This window comes from Mucilaginibacter aquaedulcis (genome assembly GCF_030409325.1).
GTDB classification, from domain to species: Bacteria; Bacteroidota; Bacteroidia; order Sphingobacteriales; family Sphingobacteriaceae; genus Mucilaginibacter; species Mucilaginibacter aquaedulcis.
This window is the reverse complement of sequence record NZ_JAUFPR010000004.1, coordinates 590,544-608,319: the sequence shown is the minus strand read 5'-3', so window position 1 is coordinate 608,319 and position 17,776 is coordinate 590,544. Positions and strand designations below refer to the sequence as shown.

The following is a 17,776-nucleotide window of genomic DNA, read 5'->3' as shown; positions in this document are numbered from 1 at the left end:
CGGCATATGGAACATGTACGAAGTTATCACCAAATCATTACGCAACCTGGTTGATTTTACCGACGAAGAGCTTTTTTTGTTTATGAAAAGGCTTAAGCCGGTAAACCTTAAAAAACATTCTTTTTATTTGAAAGAAGGCCAGGTTTGCAAAAGCATGACCCTGGTGTATAAAGGTGGTTTGAGATATTTTTCAAGAGGCGAAAAAGGCGACTATACCATTGGGTTTGCTTTTGAAGGGGAATGGATGGGTGATTATGAGAGCTTCCTGTTGCAGGTTCCATCGCCAGATTTTATTGAAGCGCTTGACGATTGTGAGCTTTTTACCTTAAGTTATCCGGACATGCAGGAATTATACCAGCATAGTCAGCGCTTTGAAAGGTTTGGCCGCCTCATTGCCGAAAAGCTTTTTATTGATACCGCTAAAAGCAAACGCAACCTGATGCTCCAATCGGCCGAAGAGCGTTACCTGGAACTGCTAACCAACCAGCCACATATTTTTGAAAGATTACCTCAGCACTTAATCGCATCATACCTGGGCATTCAGCCACAAAGCCTCAGCCGTATTAGGGCCAAGGTATCCAGCATCAAATTAACTTAGGTTAATAAAATAACATCCTTTTTTAACCCGGTTACATTTTTAGGCTCTGCTAATTGAGCCAATTTTGTATTGCGCTTTTATACGCGCCATCAAAATAAAAATATTATGACTCCGGTACAGATCTTTTCAATTGTCAATGCAATAGCCATGTTACAGTGGCTGTTGTTAATTATACTTCATAAATGGAAGGTTACCCAATGGCTTATCAATTATAAAGCCGTTCCGTTATTGCTTTCGGTAATTTACTGCATATATATTACCGGCTTCTTCAGCATTCAGGGCGGTGGTTATAACTCCATCGCAGAAGTACGCAGCCTGTTTGCGAACGACGGTGTTTTACTGGCTGGCTGGGTACATTACCTCGCTTTTGATCTGCTCATTGGTTTTTCTATCATCAAATCGGCCCAGGAAAAAGCGGTTTCACATTGGCTGGTTATTCCTTGCCTTGTATTAACCTTTATGTTTGGCCCTTGCGGTTTTCTGCTTTATCAGATCATTCAAAAAACCAAAACAGTAAACATATGAAAGCTCTGTTTATTCGGATCAGGAATATTAGCCCCGCCCTTTATTATTGCGGCGTGGCGCACTTAACCTTGTTTGTGCTCCTGATCATTATAGCTCAATTTGATCACCGGCAACTGATGGGTATTAACCTGTGGATCAAACCCATTAAATTTGCCATATCCATTGCTATATATTGTTTAACATGGCCGCTGTTATTGCAATACTTCCCGTTTGGGCAGTTAAAACGGCGGTTTGCCCGGTTTACGGTATTTGCCATGGCATTTGAAATGCTGGCCATTGCCTCACAAGCAGCACGGGGACAGATGTCACATTACAATAACTCAGGCATCTATAACGCCATTCTTTTTGCCATAATGGGTATTGTCATAGTTTCACAAACCTTGTTTGCGATATACATAGGGATCCGTTTTTTCAAGGTTAGCACGTCACAAATAAACCATGCCTTGCTTTGGGCTATAAGACTTGGGATACTTATGGCCTGTTTGTTTGCGCTTGAGGGTGGCATAATGGCTTCGCGCCTTGCCCACACGGTTGGTGCTCCTGATGGCGGCCCGGGACTGCCATTACTGAACTGGAGTCGTATTGCCGGCGATTTGCGTATACCTCATTTCATCGGTATGCATGCGCTTCAAATAGTACCCCTGTTCGTTATCTTTACCGGGATTAAAAATGCAAGACCGGTTATAATTTTTTCGTTAGTATATTTTGTTGGCGTATCGTTATTGTTTGCCAATGCCATGATGGGCAGGCCTTTATTTTAACCCGACAGCACATATTAAAACAAAAGCCGCTCATGTTGAGCGGCTTTTGTTTTTGTTAAAGGGACCATAATTAAAGTGCGTTTATGGCATCATTTTATAGCTTTCTTTAATAACGGCCTCATTTACCTCTTTAACCCTGTCTATTTCCATTTTTTCAACAGCCCTGTCATAGGTAAGCATGCCGTTAATTTCATGTTCAACATCGGTTGTTTGTGTGTAGATGGCTACGCTCAGGCCTTTGTACTTCATCAGCTGTTCTACCTTATCCAACAAAAACACATACCTGTCTGTTAGCCTGGCTTTGGTTGGTTCATAGTCATAAGCGTTATTGGCAACAGGCCACATGTGGTCGCGTACAAATAAACCTACACCACCAAATTCACCTAATGAGGCTGCCCGGTGCTCGTCAGGCACCGAGGCTCCATACGGGCCTACATAAATATGGGTATCTACATAATCGCCATTTTTCGGATCTCCGTAAGCTTTCTGATAATCGGGGTTGTTATTAAAGCCAGAATTGCCGTTAACCAACCTCGACGGATCATACTTTTTAACCCAATCTGTTATATTCTTAACATCAAAAGCACCCCAGTTTTCATTAAAAGGAACCCATGTAATGATAGATGGTGAGTTATAGTGCTGGTCAATAAGTGTTTTTAGCTCCTTCCTGAACTCGCCCCTTGTTTTGGTGGTATCTTCGTTCTGGTACCATATTGCAGGCATATCCTGCCAAACCAATAATCCCAGTTTATCAGCCCAATAATAAAAGCGCTGAGGCTCGGTTTTCATATGTTTCCTGATCAGGTTAAAACCAGCCTTTTTGGTGAACTGAATATCAAATTTAAGTGCCTCTTCTGTTGGTGCAGTGAGTATACCATCAGGCCAGTAACCCTGGTCAAGCAAACCGAGCTGCATGATAAACTTTCCATTGATCAGGGGCCTGTTAACTCCATTAACCTTACCCAATTTAATATCACGCATGCCGAAATAACTTTTCACCTTATCGGTAACGGTACCATGGGCATCTTCCAGTGTAATGTTAAGGTCATACAAAAAAGGATCATCAGGGCTCCAGAGCTTTGGTGTTTTAACAGGCAGATAAAAGGAAGTACCACTTGTCGATTTCTCTTCCGAAACCACGTTGTTTCCGTCAAGCGCTGTCGCAACTACCTTTCCTTCGCCTTTGGTGTTCACCAGTATCTTTAAGCGATTATTGGCCAAATCGGGCAGTAAACGGATATTCTCTATGTGAGCTTTGCTTACAGGCTCCAGCCAAACGGTTTGCCATATTCCAGAGCAAAAGGTATAATCGCCTCTCGGGCCGCTTTTACCTGATGGCACACGGCCATCATTCAGGTCCTGTACTGCAACTACCAGTGTGTTTTTTCCATTGCTTATATAGGGTGTTATATCAAAACTGAAAGCATCATAACTCCCGGCATGGCTGCCCGCTTTATGTCCGTTCACAAATACGGTTGCCTGGTAAGCCACCGCTTCAAAGTGAATAATTACCTGCTTATTTTTCCATCCCGAAGGAACTTCAAAACTACGGCGATACCACATATTGATCTCCTGTTTACGCTGAATGCCTGACAATACCGATTCCGGGCAATATGGAACACGTATTTGTTCGGCTTTGCCGTCAAAAGAAATTGGCTTTGCCGGGTCAAGCGCGGTGGCTGCATTTTTGCCTCCCCGGTAATCCCATTTGCCATTCAAACACATCCAATCGGCGCGTTGTAATTGTGGTCTTGGATATTCAGGGAAAGGAACTGCAGCATCTGTAGCCGCTTTTGTCCAGGGTGTGGGCAGGGTAGGTACCTGGGCCAATAAACGAGAACAATTAATGATAAATAATAGTAAAAATAGTGCAGGGCTGATCCGGTTTTTATTCATAATTACTGGTTTTTGAATATCCATAGATTTGGAAGGAGCAAAAAAGGATTGTCATTTCGACGAGGAACGAGGAGAAATCTTGTAAGAGCAGCAAATCCACAGGCATGTGGTATAAGATTTCTCTTTCGCGCTTACCCGCATTCCAACCAGGCTCTATCGAAATGACACCCTTTCCAACATTGTTATTGCTTCCGAATACCTATTGAGAATACTCAAACATATAAAAATAAATTTATTCATGAAGCTCAATTGCTCACAAACCAACTATCAATAGCCTTTTGCAACTCGCCATGATCCGGGTTATTATCAGCAGCCCAAGCTATAATTCCATCGGGCCTTACCAGCAAGGCCCTTTGGCCTAATTGTTCTTTCGCCCGGCCCGAAACATATACTATTTGCTCGTCATATCCAGTAATTGCCGTTTTCAGTGAATCGTTACCATCAAAGTCTATCAGTACTCCTTTGCCATTATGCATTAATTCACCGATTCTGGTACCGTCCTCAAACTCAAAATTGGGGACGCTTCTGCCTGCTAAATGATGGTTTCCGCCGAGGTCATATTGTATATTAATTCCCCAAACACGTGAGGCAAAATAAGTAGCACCATCACTTGTATTCAACAGGTCGCGGATAATAGCATTCAATGCCCGGGCTTGCGGATCGGGCTTCATGATGGCAACCTGCGCACGCGACCAACCCAACACCTGTATCCCAAGCGGGTACCTCTCAGCGTAATAACTATCCAATAAGTTTTCCGGAGCTCTATTATGGATGGTGGCCGCAAGTTTCCAGCCAAGGTTCATGGCATCACCCAAGCCCAGGTTAAGTCCCTGGCCTCCCAACGGCGCATGGATATGGGCGGCATCACCGGCTAAAAATACCCGCCCGTTGCGGTAGGAGGTGGCTTGTCGTGCCCGGTCGGTCCAGGTGGTGGCAATATGCAGGGCACTAATGGTAACGGCGGTGTTTGATACCCGGCGCAATACCTTCTGCACATGTTGCTGTGTGATGGGCTTTTCTGAATTGTGAAATGCCCCACCGTCAAAATCCTGGATCACAACATAACCCGGCTGCGACTGGATATACATACCCTCTTCGGTCATATTACGACCTGGTTTTAGTTTTTCCGGATCAGTGATATCAACTTTAGCTGTATAGCCTGTAAATTCAGGCTCCGTACCGGCAAACTCAAAGCCACCAACCTTACGAACCGCGCTGCGGGCACCATCGCAACCAACCAGCCATTTACCCCGGAAAGATTGGTCGCCCGACTGAACAGTTACCTCATCTGCGGTTTGATGAAAACCGGTAATAGCAAGTCCGTGCATGATCTGTACACCCAGCGCTTCTGCGCGGCGGGTAAATATGGTTTCAAGTTCTTCTATTTCCGAAATTAAACTGGTTTCGGTTGAGCTTGGTAAGCGATATGGCCACTTTGAATCATCAATATCACTTTCATGAAATGGGATGCCAGCAAAGTGCCCCACCTGCCGACGCGGCCCCTGGGCAGCATTAAGATGAGGGTTTTTAAGATGCTTGTGTATCTCCAATTCTGCCAGTAACCCACGGCGATCAAGTGATTCAATGGAAGGAGCGGAAAGCCCCCTGATACCGAAAGGGAGTTTTTTTAAGGGCGAACTACCTTCACCGGCCTTTTCCAGTACCAGTACAGAACATTTGGCCAACGCCAGCTCACAAGCCAGAAACAAACCTACCGGACCTGCTCCTGAAATAATTACATCGTAAATTGAATTATTTTGTGCGGATTTATTTTCGATTATAGCTTTCATATTAAATGATTGAGCTACAAAACTCCGCAATGCCATAGCCTTAGGCTTGTATAAATGCGACAAAATCGTTGCTCACCGCTTGTTTGCCTTTCTTTGCTTTTCGGGCAAATGCGGCGGGTGTACTACCGCTGTAGCGCTTAAATTCCCGACTTAGGTGCGATTGATCTGTATAACCGAGCTCGTGCGCCAATCCGGCAAGATTAATATCCGGCTGAATCCATAAATGGTTCCGTACCTGCTCAAAGCGTATCAGTGCAGATACATCTTTTACCGTATGCCCTGAAGATTGTTTAAAGTTCCGTTCCAGCGTACGAATGGTGGCATGAGCCGCTGCAGCCACTCCGCTTACCGGCATGGTTCCGTTTGCTTCCCTCATAGCCACTCCAGCCTTGAACAACATACTGCTGGCTGCAATGTGCGATCGGGCATCCAGAAAATATTGCTTTACCTGGGCAATTGCTTCATCTATGTTACCCGCCGCTATCCATTTATTTAACACGGGTTGAAGCTGCGCGATAGGGTGCTCAAATATATGCACACCGTTTTTACCCGATGGTAAGCCGAGCAGATCAAAAACTGTCCACGGGAAACACCTCACAGCAATAATTTCCAGGCTGCTTTTGGTATGAAATATAACCGGCTGATTAAGCAGCCCCATCATAAACGGTGACGGCAGCAACTGCAGGCTTCCGTTGCGCATAATACTGCAATCGCCTCCGAAATGAAAAATAATTTCGGCATAGCCATCGGGCTGTACCTCAAAACTTGAGGGTATTTCCTCAGATTCCCGCTTGTTGTACCAAAAACACCTAATGGTATCCCGTAGCTCTTCAGGGGGGTCAAATTCTTGATGGTACATATTTAAAGATAGCATATTGAGGATTTATTGGAAAGACGAAACCAGCAGATTATAAAATCGCATCATGTTAAGCCAGCGTAACTTATTTATAATATTAAATTATTAATTTTAACCGCTACTATTAGCCTATGGTAAAAAACATGAATGCGGTTTGGCTTAAGCTAATAGGCAGCTCTTCAGATTTTTCGTTAGAAAGCAGAATATTTCATTCCATCAGTATTGGTTTAACAATATTGGCTGCTTTTTATGTCCCTTATAACTTTTTTGCCGGACTATACGTTGGCTCTGCATCCAGTTTATTATTGGGTTTGCTTTTTTTATACGAGTATTACAACTCCCGTTATCATAACAAACCACACAGCAGCCTTTTATTGGGATTAACCGGGTTAATTATCTTCTCCCTTAATTATTTCACCAATTCGGGCATTAATGGCTCAACTGATATTATTTGGCCCGCATACTTGTGCTGGTGTTTGCTATTTCCCCTTACAGGCAGCACCTGGCCTGGCTGGTTACTTACATCCTGTGTTTTATGGTTTTGCACCTGGTGGCATATTATTATCCGGCCCTGGTTAAACATCCGTTTGAAGCGGGTAAGGGTGAGCTCATAGACAGGATCACTGCATTCCCAATACCTGTTATTGCTATCTATATTGTTATAAAATACATCCGCAAAAGCTATGATAAGGAACGTGTAGCCGCAGAAGAAAAGGCAGTGGCCATTGAGGCACAAAACAGACATATATTACTGCAAAAAGAACAGCTGGAAAAAAGCGACGCGGAAAAGAATAAGCTAATGTCTATCATATCGCATGATATGCGCACACCGTTAATTAACATACAAAATTACCTGGAGCTGCTGAATGAAAATGAATTGGACAGCCCATTGCGTATAGTAATAGAACAGGAACTGCTGGCTGCCACAAACGGCACAATGGATATGCTTACCAATTTGCTGCAATGGTCTAAATCGCAAATGGAAGGGCCGGCGGTTAATTTGATGTCGGAAAACCTGCTTGAAACCATAAAAAGCACGCTTGATATGGGTAAAACGCAGGCCGCTAAAAAAGATATTACCTTAAGCTACGAGATCAGCCCCGCTCTGGTGGTAATTGCGGATATGAATATGCTGCAACTGGTAGTGCGTAACCTCATTAGCAATGCCATTAAGTTTACGCTAAATGGCGGCGTTATTAAAATACATGCACACTTGGTGCAGCACGAATGTAAGATAACCGTTAGTGATAATGGCAAAGGAATAGAGCCAAACAAACAGCAAAAAATATTCTCCATTAATACTGAACCCGATTTTGGAACAAACAACGAAAAAGGGGTTGGCCTGGGCCTGCTTTTATGCAAAGAATTTATTGAGCGCCAGGGTGGCCGGATCGGTTTTGAAAGCGCGGTAGGCCAGGGGTCCAGTTTTTTTGTTTTTGTGCCAGCGGAAACGGATTTTTATCAATAAATAAGAACTCTCCACTTTTAATGATAACCAGCAGAGCCAACATCAAACCGATTTCGTGCTGATTTAGAAATTATAGTATTTTAGTTAGTTATACGTTATCTATTCATACTAATCCGTTGATAATTTATAACTTAATACTTTGCGAGTTTGAAACAGCGATTGGTACTCATTTATTTACTTGAAATCGTACACATTCCATATTACCCTTTATGATGTTGCGTTCTTCGGCGCGATATTTATCAGCCTGACCTTTATCCTGCTTTTATGGTTCACCAGGAAGGCCAACCGACCAGCAAACCGTTTTTTAGCTCTGGCTTTGACTGTTGCAGCATTGTGGCTGGCGCGAATATTTGCTATTGACATCGGGCTGACGGCTTATTTTCCCTTTTGGAGCCGTTTGCCATTTCAGTTTTCGCTGGCTCTTGGACCGCTCATGTATTTTTATGTACGTAAAATAACCCAGCCTCAATACAAATTCCGGTTTAAGGATCTTTTGCATTTCTGCCCTTTATTAGTGGAACTGGGTGCTCATGGTTTAGCCATTTTTGAAAGCAACAAAACTGGTGCGGAAACCTATAACACGCTGGTATTTGAACACCTCAACCCGGCATTGCAATTAATGGCCTTTGTTTCGGTTATCATTTATCTCCACAACTGCCGCAAGCGTATAGAAAATTTTTACAGTCAGCAAAAATTTAACGGAAACGACCGGTATCGTTACGAGCTGCGATGGATAAATAATTTAGTAACAGGCTTTGGTCTTTTATGGCTGTTATGGATACCTTTTGTAGCTGTGGATTACTTTTACTACAGCTACCGATTAACCTCACAGGCTTATTACCCCTTGTACCTCCTTTTAATGATGATGCTTATATGGATGGCAGCACGGGCTTTTTTAAGGCCGCAGATTGGTACAATCACGGGTACTTTACCCGTCTTAAAGCCGTTACTCCCTGCCGATCTGCGGCAAAAGGGTGCCTGGCTAAAAAAAGCTGTTCAAGCCAACCTATATTATCAGGATCCGGAACTAAGCTTAAGTTCATTGGCCGAAAAGCTTGAATTAACTACTCATGAGCTATCCCGGGTAATTAATACGGTGCTGAAAAAAAGCTTTAATGATTTCATTAATGAATTCCGCGTGCAAGCGGCAGCCCGTAAAATGCAGGATCCCGCTTATGACCATATCACCTTACTCGGTATAGCTTACGAATCGGGGTTTAACTCGCAAAGCACATTTAACCGCATTTTTAAACAGGTGACGGGGAAAAGCCCGATCGAATATAAAAACGACCTGAAAAAAGAGTTCCCATCTTATAACTTGAGCAGTCAAACTCAAAATACGCCGGTAATATTGCATCGTAAAACCGCACTACAGTGGTTTTCTGAAAAAATAAACGGCTATCATATGTTTAGGAATTATTTAAAAATTGCATGGCGCAATCTTGTACGCAATAAAAGTTATACCGCAATTAATGTTACTGGTATGGCCGTGGGCATTGCAGTGTGTATGGTGATATTTATCATTATACAATTTCAAACAAGCTTTGATAATTTTCACGAAAAGAAAGATCGCATTTATCGCCTGTTAACCGAATATCACAGCGAAGAAACAGGAAATATTACTTACGGAAAAGCTTTCCCTTTTCCTATGCCTGTGGGGATAAGAACGGCCTTCCCCCTGATAGAACAGGTAGCACCGGTATTTGTAAGCCATGATGACCAGCTACTCGTTATTGGTAAAAATGGAAATACCGAAAAGAGTTTTAAAGAGCAGCACGGGGTATTCTATGCGTCGCCGTCATTCTTTAAAGTTTTCGATTTTCCGTTGCTGGCTGGTTCATATGAATCATTAAAAGACCCAAACAACGTGCTGCTCACGAAAGAAATAGCAGAAAAATATTTCGGCGACTGGAAAACAGCAATAGGCAGAACCATTAAACTGGAAATGGGCGGCTACATGTTTGAGCACGGTACCGATGTATTGAAAGTTTCGGGCATATTGGCCAGCATACCGGCAAATACAGATTTTCAGTTAAAGGTGGTAGTATCTTACGGAACAGGCTTTACAGGGGATTTCCTGGCAAAATCTGCCGATTGGGATGGCAATGTAGCCGGTTTTGGTTGTTATGTTTTGTTGCCCCCAAACACCTCTGCCAGTAATTTTAATCAGCAATTAAGGGCCTATTGCCGAACGGTAGAGTCTTCCGGCAATAAGGATAGCCATATCTTACAATCATTAAGCGACGTGCATTATGACACCCAGGTTGGCAACTACAGCAATAAAACAATCAGCCACCAATTGCTGAATGTATTGTGGCTTATAGCCGCGTTCATCCTGTTAATAGCCTGTGTAAACTTTATCAACCTCTCTACCGCTCAAGCCGTTAACCGGGCAAAAGAGGTTGGTGTACGCAAAGTTTTGGGGAGTAATAAATCTCAATTGCAGCTCCAGTTCATTGTAGAAACATTTTTGATCGTTATATGCGCTGTATTACTTGCCGCAATCATTACCGTTTTTGCATTACCTTCAGTGGGTGGGCTTTTAGAACTCTCGCTTGCCTTCAACATATTCAGCAATCCGGCAATCATTTTATTTCTTTTAACGGTAACTGTTGTTGTAACCGCGCTCGCGGGCTTTTATCCATCCATTGTTTTATCGGGTTTTAACCCTGTTAATGCTTTAAAGAATAAGCTGATACCCAACACACAAGGAATTTCATTACGTCGAGGCTTGGTTGTGTTTCAATTCATCATTGCGCAGGTGCTGATCATTGGCACACTGATCATTGTAAAGCAAATGGATTATTTCATGAACCAACCGCTGGGCTTTGATAAAGACGCCATCATCAACGTTCCTTTCCGTGTAGATAGTGTTCGCCTCAGTAAGCTGAGCTACCTGAAAAAGCGGCTAATGTCAGTAAATGGCGTGCAGGGCGTCAGCTATAGCTCCAATACCCCGGTTGAAAACGGTACCGATCTGTGGAGCATCATCAAGTATAATCATGCAGTAAAACAAACAGACTTCCAGGTTATTACCAAATTTGCTGATGAGGAATATATATCCGCTTATAAACTACCACTGATAGCCGGCAGAAATATGCGCCCGGCTGATACCGCGGGAGAGTTTTTGGTGAACGAAGCCCTCGTAAAAAAGCTTGGCCTCAAAAAGCCTGAGGATATCTTAAACAAACACATGACCACCTGGCACGACCAGATCAAAGGAACCGTTGTTGGCGTATTGAAAGATTTTAATGACCGTTCTTTCCGCAATGATCTTGCCCCGCTGCTCATTACTACCGACATAGCCATGTACAACCAGGTTGGCATAAAACTAACAACAGCCAACATGTCTTCTACTTTAGGATCAATTAAGACTGTATTTGACCAAACCTTTCCGGATTTTGTTTACGAATACAAGTTTCTGGATGATAAAATTGCAAGCTTTTACAAACAGGAAAATCAGTTATCGCAACTGTACAAAATTTTTGCAGCAATAGCCATATTCCTCAGCTGCCTCGGCCTGTATGGTTTGGCCTCTTTTATGGCAGTACAGCGGGTAAAGGAAGTTGGGATTCGTAAGGTACTTGGCGCCACAGCAAGCAGTATTGTTTATTTGTTTTCAAAAGAGTTTATCATACTCATTACTGTTGCTTTTGCAATTGCAGCACCTATTGCCTGGTACTATATGCATCAATGGTTGCAGGACTATGTTTATCGCATCAACATCAGTTGGTGGCTGTTTGCAGCCGGAGGGCTTGTTTCCATAGTTATTGCGTTGGCAACTATAAGTTTCCAGGCCATAAAAGCATCATTAGCAAATCCGGTCAAAAGCCTCAGGAACGAGTAAATCTTTAAATAACACCCATGAACCTACTTATAGCCACCATAAGGCACCTGATTAAGATCAGTGCAGATGAAGAAGTAATATTAACCGGTTTATTTAAACCTCTTGAATTAAAATCCGGCGAATATTTTCTCGAAGAGGGGCAAATATGCCGTTATGTAGGCTTTATAGAAAAAGGCCTGGTACGTTATCATATGAATGATAATGGTAATCAGAAAAGCTTGTTTTTTAATAAGGACGGTGAATTCATTTCTAATTATCAGAGCTTTCTTCCCCAGGTTTCTTCTGATACCAGTATACAAGCCATTGAAGATACCTTTTTGCAAATAATCAGTTTCTCAGATTTGCAACGGCTGTATTCAAGTGTTAATGAAGGCGAAAAATTAGGCCGTTTAGCGATCGAAAATGTATTCCTAAGTAGCATGGAGCAGCTAAAATCCTTCTACAAGGATTCTCCCACTGAGCGATATCAGCAGTTTTTGCGGTCTTATCCAAATCTTGTGCAAAGGATTCCGCAGTATTATATAGCTTCTTATGTCGGGATCCAACCTCAATCTTTATCCCGGATCCGGAAAAGACTGGTAACACAAAAATAATCTGTTTTTTTATTAGTTAACCGAGGTGAACGACAAAGGACGTTCAGTTCAGGAGATTTGTACCATTATTCAAATTAATAATGGAAACACAAATCAAAAAACAACATCACTGGGGTATTCATTCAGTTTCTTACTGGATCACTCTCTTATTAGCACTCGGAATTATTTTTATTGGTGCACGTTTTATTCTGCAGCCACAGGTAGGCGCCATAGGATATGGCATTTCATTTAATAATGAACATGATGCAGCTTATGGCAAAATAAAGGGTATTCGCGATATTTTTTCGGGCATTGTTTTACTGCCTCTATTAGCAATGCAGATGCGGAAAGCCACTGCCTGGGTATTTACAACCACTATTATTGTTCCCGCGGTCGATTTCCTGATCATATTTTCAACTAATGGCATTGGAGATGTTGAACACCTTTTAATTCATGGTGTAACGGCTCTGATCATGATCGCAAATAGCTTTCTGTTATTCCGTGCAGGTAAACAATCATCAAAAGAATAAAAGAAATGAATATGCTTATCAATCAAATCCTATTAGCCATAGCTATTTTAACTACCGGGGTGGTTTATGGTACAGATGTTTTTCATGCAATCGTTGTAAAAAAAGCCGTTTCCCTGAGTAGCGATTCTGCTATTGCAGATTTAATGGGGCACACGCATCTAATCGCTGACAAAAGGATGCCTTTAATCGGAGCTACCAGCCTTGTTAGTTCTTTGTTAATCACAGTTTTGAACTATAACTCTGCCTTGGCTATCTATTCAGGTGTAGCTTTAATAGCACTTATCTCACATCTAATAATTTATTTGCGCGTAGCCAAGCCTATCAATGTACAGATGTCGGCTGCAGCTATGGCCCAAAAAACACCGGCAGATATTCGATCACTACAATTACGATGGGATAGTGTTATCAGTTACCGTGCATTGCTGTTAACAATCGCCATGGGTGCACTTATTTCCGGAATTTTAGTCACCAGCGGTAAATAGATAATTTGAAGATTTGGTTAACACGATTTCGTAAAAAATGCGTTCCGTATCTCACCCCGGAACGCATTACAAAATGTATCAACTAAATCCCAGGTCGCATGTTTAATGACCTAAGTTCTTTCAGTGAACCAATAGAATCACTCACTCCGTAAGCTTTTCACCGGGTTGGTCAGCGCGGCTTTTATGGCTTGAAAACTGATGGTTAACAGGGTGATGATGATCGCAGCTATTCCGGATGCAATAAATGCCGATGGACCAATACTCACCCGATATGCATATTTATCGAGCCAATGTTCCAGGAAGTATAACGCTATCGGCGAAGCTATGAGGCAACTGATTAACACCAGCACCACAAAATCGCGCGATAGCAGCATCCATACCTGTATAATTGATGCACCTAAAACTTTGCGGATACCGATCTCCTTGGTGCGCTGTTCAGCAACGTAAGCAGCAAGACCCAATAAGCCCAGGCAGGAAATAAATATGGCAAGGGCGGCAAATACACCAGCCAGTTTGCCTACAAGTACCTCCAGGTTAAATTTGCTCGCATATTCATCATCTATAAACTTATACTGATAAGGAAAAGCCGGGTTATATTTCTGAAATACCTTGCCGATCTTTTCAATGGTAGTGTGTGTATTGGCATTTTTAGGCAAGCGATAGGTGATAACGAAGCCATAAGGATTATGACCGAAAACGGCTGGTGCTACCGGCTTGTAGGGCGATTCCATCAGGGCATCTTTCACCACGCCGATAATTCTTACCGGCTTGCTGCCGAAATTGCAGGTTATCATTTGATTCACAGGATCTTTAAGGCCAATACGCCTTACCGTTGCTTCATTCACGATCACATTGAGTGAGTCGCTTTTCCAATCACCTGTAAAATTGTGTCCTGCGGCAAAAGTCATTCCCAATGTTTTAAAATAATCGTCTGACACCCATATCGCGCCAATATTCACTTCTTCTTCCCCGGCGTTTTTCCCCGGCCATTTCTCCAGTGAAAAATGGCTGAATACCTGTGTTGCAGGCGATGTGGACGACGCTATGCTCTCCACCAATCCTGATGATAGCAGGTCATTTCCTAGGGCTTCATAATGTTTGGGAAGATCTCCATTCATATCGGTCATCACGAGCCGCTCGGCCTTGTAACCAGTGGGGCGATCCTGCACATATTGTATTTGCTGGTAAACAATTACGGTGCTGATGATCAGTGCGACTGAGCAGGTAAATTGCACCACCACCAATACCTTCCGCGGCAATGCTGCCGCTTTACCAATTTGAATACTTCCCTTCAGTACTTTTACCGGGTTAAATGACGACAGGTAAAATGCCGGCCTGCTCCCAGCAGCTAAGCCGGTTAACAGTACAAAAGCGATCATGATGCACCAGAAACCGATGTTACCAAACGGGATGCGGATGTAAACTCCTGTTAAGGTATTGAACGAGGGAATAGCCAGCTGAACAAATAGCAGACATAACAGAAACGATAAACATGTGATCAAAACAGACTCCAGCAAAAACTGGTAAACCAGATCCACACGGCCCGAACCAATGGCTTTGCGAACGCCAACTTCCTTGGCCCGTTTTTCAGATCGCGCGGTTGATAGGTTCATGAAATTGATACAAGCTATTGCCAATACCAGTATACCGATGATACCAAACAAACGCACATAGTCCACAAAGCCGCCCGCCACCTTTCCGTTTTTGAAATCATTGTACAAATGCCAGTCGGCTAAAGGCTGCATAAAAACCTCCGGCTTAGACGATCTCATCTCCGGGCTTCTTTTTTCAACAATGTCCCTGATCTTAGGTGCAACCTGTGCGTAGCTTACACCCGGCTGTAACGCCACGTAAGCGGTGAAAGAATTATATGTCCATTTGGTGCGCCCATCCCTGATCCAGCTCTGGGTTGCTTCACTGTAAGCAAAAGGTGTTAGATAATTAAATTGCAGCGTTGCATTTTTAGGAATATCCTTAATAACCCCGGCAACCTTTAAATTCTGTGTATTATCAAAACGCACCATTTTCCCCATCGGGTCGGCATCACCAAACAGCGATTTGGCCGTTGATTCTGTGAGCACAATGGTGTAAATATCCTTTAATGCTGAATTAGCATTGCCTTTAACAAACGGATATTTAAATATTTTAAAGAAATCGGCCCCGGCGGCCCCTCCGCCGAGATACAGCTTTTTATCACCCACTAATAAATTGTGATTCATCCAGCCTATATTGTCGGCCTCGGCCACGTATTGTACTCCCGGAATTTCTTTCCGTAACACGTTAACCAAAGGAAGCGCTATGGATGTTTGGGTTGATGTGCCATTGTGCTGCGAGGTTAGGTTCATTTGTACCTGGTATGATCGTGCATAATCAGGCAAGAACCTGTCATACGAATATTGATCCGTTACCCATAAACCAATCAGCAGCGCCACAGCCATACCTGCGGCCAGCCCTGCAATATTCAGTACGCTATAAACTTTGTTGTTCAGCGTGTTGCGCCATGCTATCTTCAAATAATTACGAAACATATGATTGCGATTTAATTTTTCACCAGACCATACCGGTACGGCACGGTGACGTAAAATTATTGCTGAAGATGATGAGGGAGGTTCCAAATCATGATTTGGTCGCTCTTTTTTTAGTTTAGCCTTGTATTCGGCTGGGCCTTTCCCTTTAATTTGTTTGAAGGCACGATTAAAAGTGGTTTTTGAGTTGAAGCCACAATCATACGCAATGCCTAAAAGAGTTATCCGGTCATATTCCGGATCTTTCATTTTCCGGGTTACATCCTTTATCCTAAATTCATTAACAAAATCGTTGAAGTTTTTGCGCAGACCAGTATTGATGATCCGCGATAATTCATGGATAGGAATACCGAGCTCTTTAGCCAAAGAATTTAAGCTCAGCTCCGCATCTAAATAAAACCGGCCCATCTTCATTTGATGCCGCAGCCAATATCCTTTTAGTATCAGCTTTTCTGTTGCGGACGGGCTCACATACAAAATGCCCTTGCCCGGGATCTTATTGTGATCAACCCGCACAGGATATTTTGCAAGTTTAGCGCACCGGAACAAATAAACCGCGATTGAAATAAAGGCCAACAACTGTAGCACCGGGTGCCACTGCTTATAAACCGATGTGTTATAGGTTGCCGCGCCGGTGTGTTCACTTTGGATAATCGTTAACAGGTGTATACCTTGCTCCAACAACAGGGGACTGAAATGCAGCAGATCTTTAGCTGTAACTTTTTCTTCGGGCCGCACAATACTGCGGACATAAAAGAATACCAGCGGGCCAAGTGTCAGCAAAAACTGAAACGGGAACCAGCTCCATCGTTTAAAATAATTTTCTAATTGGATATCTATACAAACAGCTCTCAGCAACCACAAAACCATGGTGACGAGGATAAGACTAAGCAGGCGATTCACGCTTCTGTTTCCTTTTTTGGAAAACCACACGATCAAGCTGAAAGCCAGCCCGATGAGCATGGCCACCAGGGAGGCCATGTTATACAGATCAATATGGAGTGCATGTGGGTTCAATTATAGGAATACCCCAATCCTTATTCCAAACTTGTAATTTATTGAAAAACAGAAAATTACGCAAAAATTCAAATCGACCGTTGTAATAAAACCGAACATCTGAGCGTCCGGTTTTGAAACCTCAGGAATTTTGTAAAGATATTCCTAATTCCCTTATGTACTAAACAGAAAAGCCATGCGGGCTGCATGGCTTTTCTGTTTTAAATTTATCAATTACTATTAGGGTCGAATTCTACGATCCATTCGATGCCATATTTGTCTCTGAACATTCCGGCGTAGGTACCCCATGGACTGTCGCCAATGGGCCCTTCAATAGCTCCATCTGCTGATAGCCCGTTAAATATTTTGTCGGCCTCTTCCCGGCTTTCTGTGCTAACGGCTATTTTAGACCTGTTTTCATTTTCATTTACCCGTCCCATAAATTCGGGAACATCATTGGCTATTAACACATTGTGCTTACCAATTGGCAAAGCAATGTGCATAATTTTATTGGCTTCGTTTTCCGGCACCTGAAATTCCGCGCTTGATAAATCTTTGAACCGAATAATCTTTGTGAACTCTCCACCGAAAACTGATTTGTAAAAAGTGAAAGCTTCTTCGGCATTTCCATTGAAGTTGATCCAGGGGTTAATTGTTCTCATAATTTATTTTTAAATGGTTAATTTAAGCGTTGTTAAAAGCACAGTATACCCCATCCTGAAGCCCTCAGATAGGCTTTACATTCATCCGAGCGATTTAAGCCTGTGGTTGGTATTTTCACTGCACCACTAATATACAAATCTCCTGAACGCAAAAAAGCCTCAAATCTTTCGACTTGAGGCTTTTTACTTTCGATGTAGCGGGAGCAGGACTCGAACCTACGACCTTCGGGTTATGAGCCCGACGAGCTACCAACTGCTCCATCCCGCA

13 protein-coding genes and 1 tRNA gene are annotated in these 17,776 nt (G+C 42.9%); 8 read left to right on the top strand and 6 right to left on the bottom strand.

Going from position 1 to position 17,776, the window contains the following annotated elements; translation table 11 throughout:
* The first annotated feature begins 13 nt into the window (after window positions 1-13).
* The 3 genes from QWZ01_RS20940 (at window position 14) to QWZ01_RS20930 (ending at window position 1,884) form a co-directional block, all read left to right on the top strand.
* Complete coding sequence (locus QWZ01_RS20940; RefSeq protein ID WP_290326773.1) at window positions 14-598, top strand: Crp/Fnr family transcriptional regulator; 585 nt, start codon at window positions 14-16, stop codon at window positions 596-598.
* Window positions 599-703: 105 nt separating this feature from the next.
* The gene (locus tag QWZ01_RS20935) at window positions 704-1,123 is read left to right on the top strand and encodes an ABA4-like family protein (protein ID WP_290326771.1); all 420 of its coding nucleotides are present in this window, start codon (window positions 704-706) and stop codon (window positions 1,121-1,123) included.
* Window positions 1,120-1,884, top strand: coding sequence for a hypothetical protein (locus QWZ01_RS20930; RefSeq protein WP_290326769.1), 765 nt, complete (start codon window positions 1,120-1,122; stop codon window positions 1,882-1,884). The genes QWZ01_RS20935 and QWZ01_RS20930 overlap by 4 nt, the downstream gene beginning before the upstream one ends.
* Window positions 1,885-1,965: 81 nt before the next feature.
* On the opposite strand, the gene QWZ01_RS20925 is transcribed toward QWZ01_RS20930, so the two are convergent.
* The 3 genes from QWZ01_RS20925 to QWZ01_RS20915 form a co-directional block, all read right to left on the bottom strand.
* A complete protein-coding gene (locus tag QWZ01_RS20925; RefSeq protein ID WP_290326767.1) occupies window positions 1,966-3,780 on the bottom strand; it encodes a glycoside hydrolase family 2 protein in 1,815 nt (604 codons plus the stop codon).
* Window positions 3,781-4,025: 245 nt separating this feature from the next.
* Window positions 4,026-5,570, bottom strand: coding sequence for an FAD-dependent monooxygenase (locus QWZ01_RS20920; protein ID WP_290326765.1), 1,545 nt, complete (start codon window positions 5,568-5,570; stop codon window positions 4,026-4,028).
* Between the two features lie 40 nt (window positions 5,571-5,610).
* A complete protein-coding gene (locus tag QWZ01_RS20915; RefSeq protein WP_290326763.1) occupies window positions 5,611-6,429 on the bottom strand; it encodes an AraC family transcriptional regulator in 819 nt (272 codons plus the stop codon).
* A 448-nt stretch (window positions 6,430-6,877) separates the two neighbouring features.
* Between QWZ01_RS20915 and QWZ01_RS20910 the strand changes: the two genes are divergently transcribed.
* From QWZ01_RS20910 to QWZ01_RS20890, 5 genes are all read left to right on the top strand, one after another.
* Complete coding sequence (locus tag QWZ01_RS20910; RefSeq protein ID WP_290326761.1) at window positions 6,878-7,894, top strand: sensor histidine kinase; 1,017 nt, start codon at window positions 6,878-6,880, stop codon at window positions 7,892-7,894.
* A gap of 178 nt (window positions 7,895-8,072) precedes the next feature.
* The gene (locus tag QWZ01_RS20905) at window positions 8,073-11,741 is read left to right on the top strand and encodes an ABC transporter permease (protein WP_290326759.1); all 3,669 of its coding nucleotides are present in this window, start codon (window positions 8,073-8,075) and stop codon (window positions 11,739-11,741) included.
* A gap of 17 nt (window positions 11,742-11,758) precedes the next feature.
* Window positions 11,759-12,334: a Crp/Fnr family transcriptional regulator gene (locus QWZ01_RS20900; protein WP_290326757.1), complete on the top strand. Its 576-nt coding sequence runs from the start codon at window positions 11,759-11,761 to the stop codon at window positions 12,332-12,334.
* A gap of 80 nt (window positions 12,335-12,414) precedes the next feature.
* The gene (locus QWZ01_RS20895; RefSeq protein ID WP_290326755.1) at window positions 12,415-12,843 is read left to right on the top strand and encodes a DUF4267 domain-containing protein; all 429 of its coding nucleotides are present in this window, start codon (window positions 12,415-12,417) and stop codon (window positions 12,841-12,843) included.
* Between the two features lie 5 nt (window positions 12,844-12,848).
* Complete coding sequence (locus tag QWZ01_RS20890; protein WP_290326753.1) at window positions 12,849-13,325, top strand: DUF1772 domain-containing protein; 477 nt, start codon at window positions 12,849-12,851, stop codon at window positions 13,323-13,325.
* 137 nt (window positions 13,326-13,462) lie between these two features.
* Here QWZ01_RS20890 and QWZ01_RS20885 read toward each other — a convergent pair whose 3' ends face one another.
* From QWZ01_RS20885 to QWZ01_RS20875, 3 genes are all read right to left on the bottom strand, one after another.
* Window positions 13,463-16,867, bottom strand: coding sequence for an ABC transporter permease (locus QWZ01_RS20885; protein ID WP_290326751.1), 3,405 nt, complete (start codon window positions 16,865-16,867; stop codon window positions 13,463-13,465).
* A 209-nt stretch (window positions 16,868-17,076) separates the two neighbouring features.
* A complete protein-coding gene (locus tag QWZ01_RS20880; protein WP_290326749.1) occupies window positions 17,077-17,508 on the bottom strand; it encodes a VOC family protein in 432 nt (143 codons plus the stop codon).
* A gap of 195 nt (window positions 17,509-17,703) precedes the next feature.
* Window positions 17,704-17,776, bottom strand: a tRNA-Met gene (locus tag QWZ01_RS20875).

Coding starts and splice junctions, on each gene's coding strand:
- QWZ01_RS20940 (WP_290326773.1), top strand. CDS start 14: ATGTACGAAGTTATCACCAAATCATTACGCAACCTGGTTGATTTTACC.
- QWZ01_RS20935 (WP_290326771.1), top strand. CDS start 704: ATGACTCCGGTACAGATCTTTTCAATTGTCAATGCAATAGCCATGTTA.
- QWZ01_RS20930 (WP_290326769.1), top strand. CDS start 1,120: ATGAAAGCTCTGTTTATTCGGATCAGGAATATTAGCCCCGCCCTTTAT.
- QWZ01_RS20925 (WP_290326767.1), bottom strand. CDS start 3,780: ATGAATAAAAACCGGATCAGCCCTGCACTATTTTTACTATTATTTATC.
- QWZ01_RS20920 (WP_290326765.1), bottom strand. CDS start 5,570: ATGAAAGCTATAATCGAAAATAAATCCGCACAAAATAATTCAATTTAC.
- QWZ01_RS20915 (WP_290326763.1), bottom strand. CDS start 6,429: ATGTACCATCAAGAATTTGACCCCCCTGAAGAGCTACGGGATACCATT.
- QWZ01_RS20900 (WP_290326757.1), top strand. CDS start 11,759: ATGAACCTACTTATAGCCACCATAAGGCACCTGATTAAGATCAGTGCA.
- QWZ01_RS20895 (WP_290326755.1), top strand. CDS start 12,415: ATGGAAACACAAATCAAAAAACAACATCACTGGGGTATTCATTCAGTT.
- QWZ01_RS20890 (WP_290326753.1), top strand. CDS start 12,849: ATGAATATGCTTATCAATCAAATCCTATTAGCCATAGCTATTTTAACT.
- QWZ01_RS20880 (WP_290326749.1), bottom strand. CDS start 17,508: ATGAGAACAATTAACCCCTGGATCAACTTCAATGGAAATGCCGAAGAA.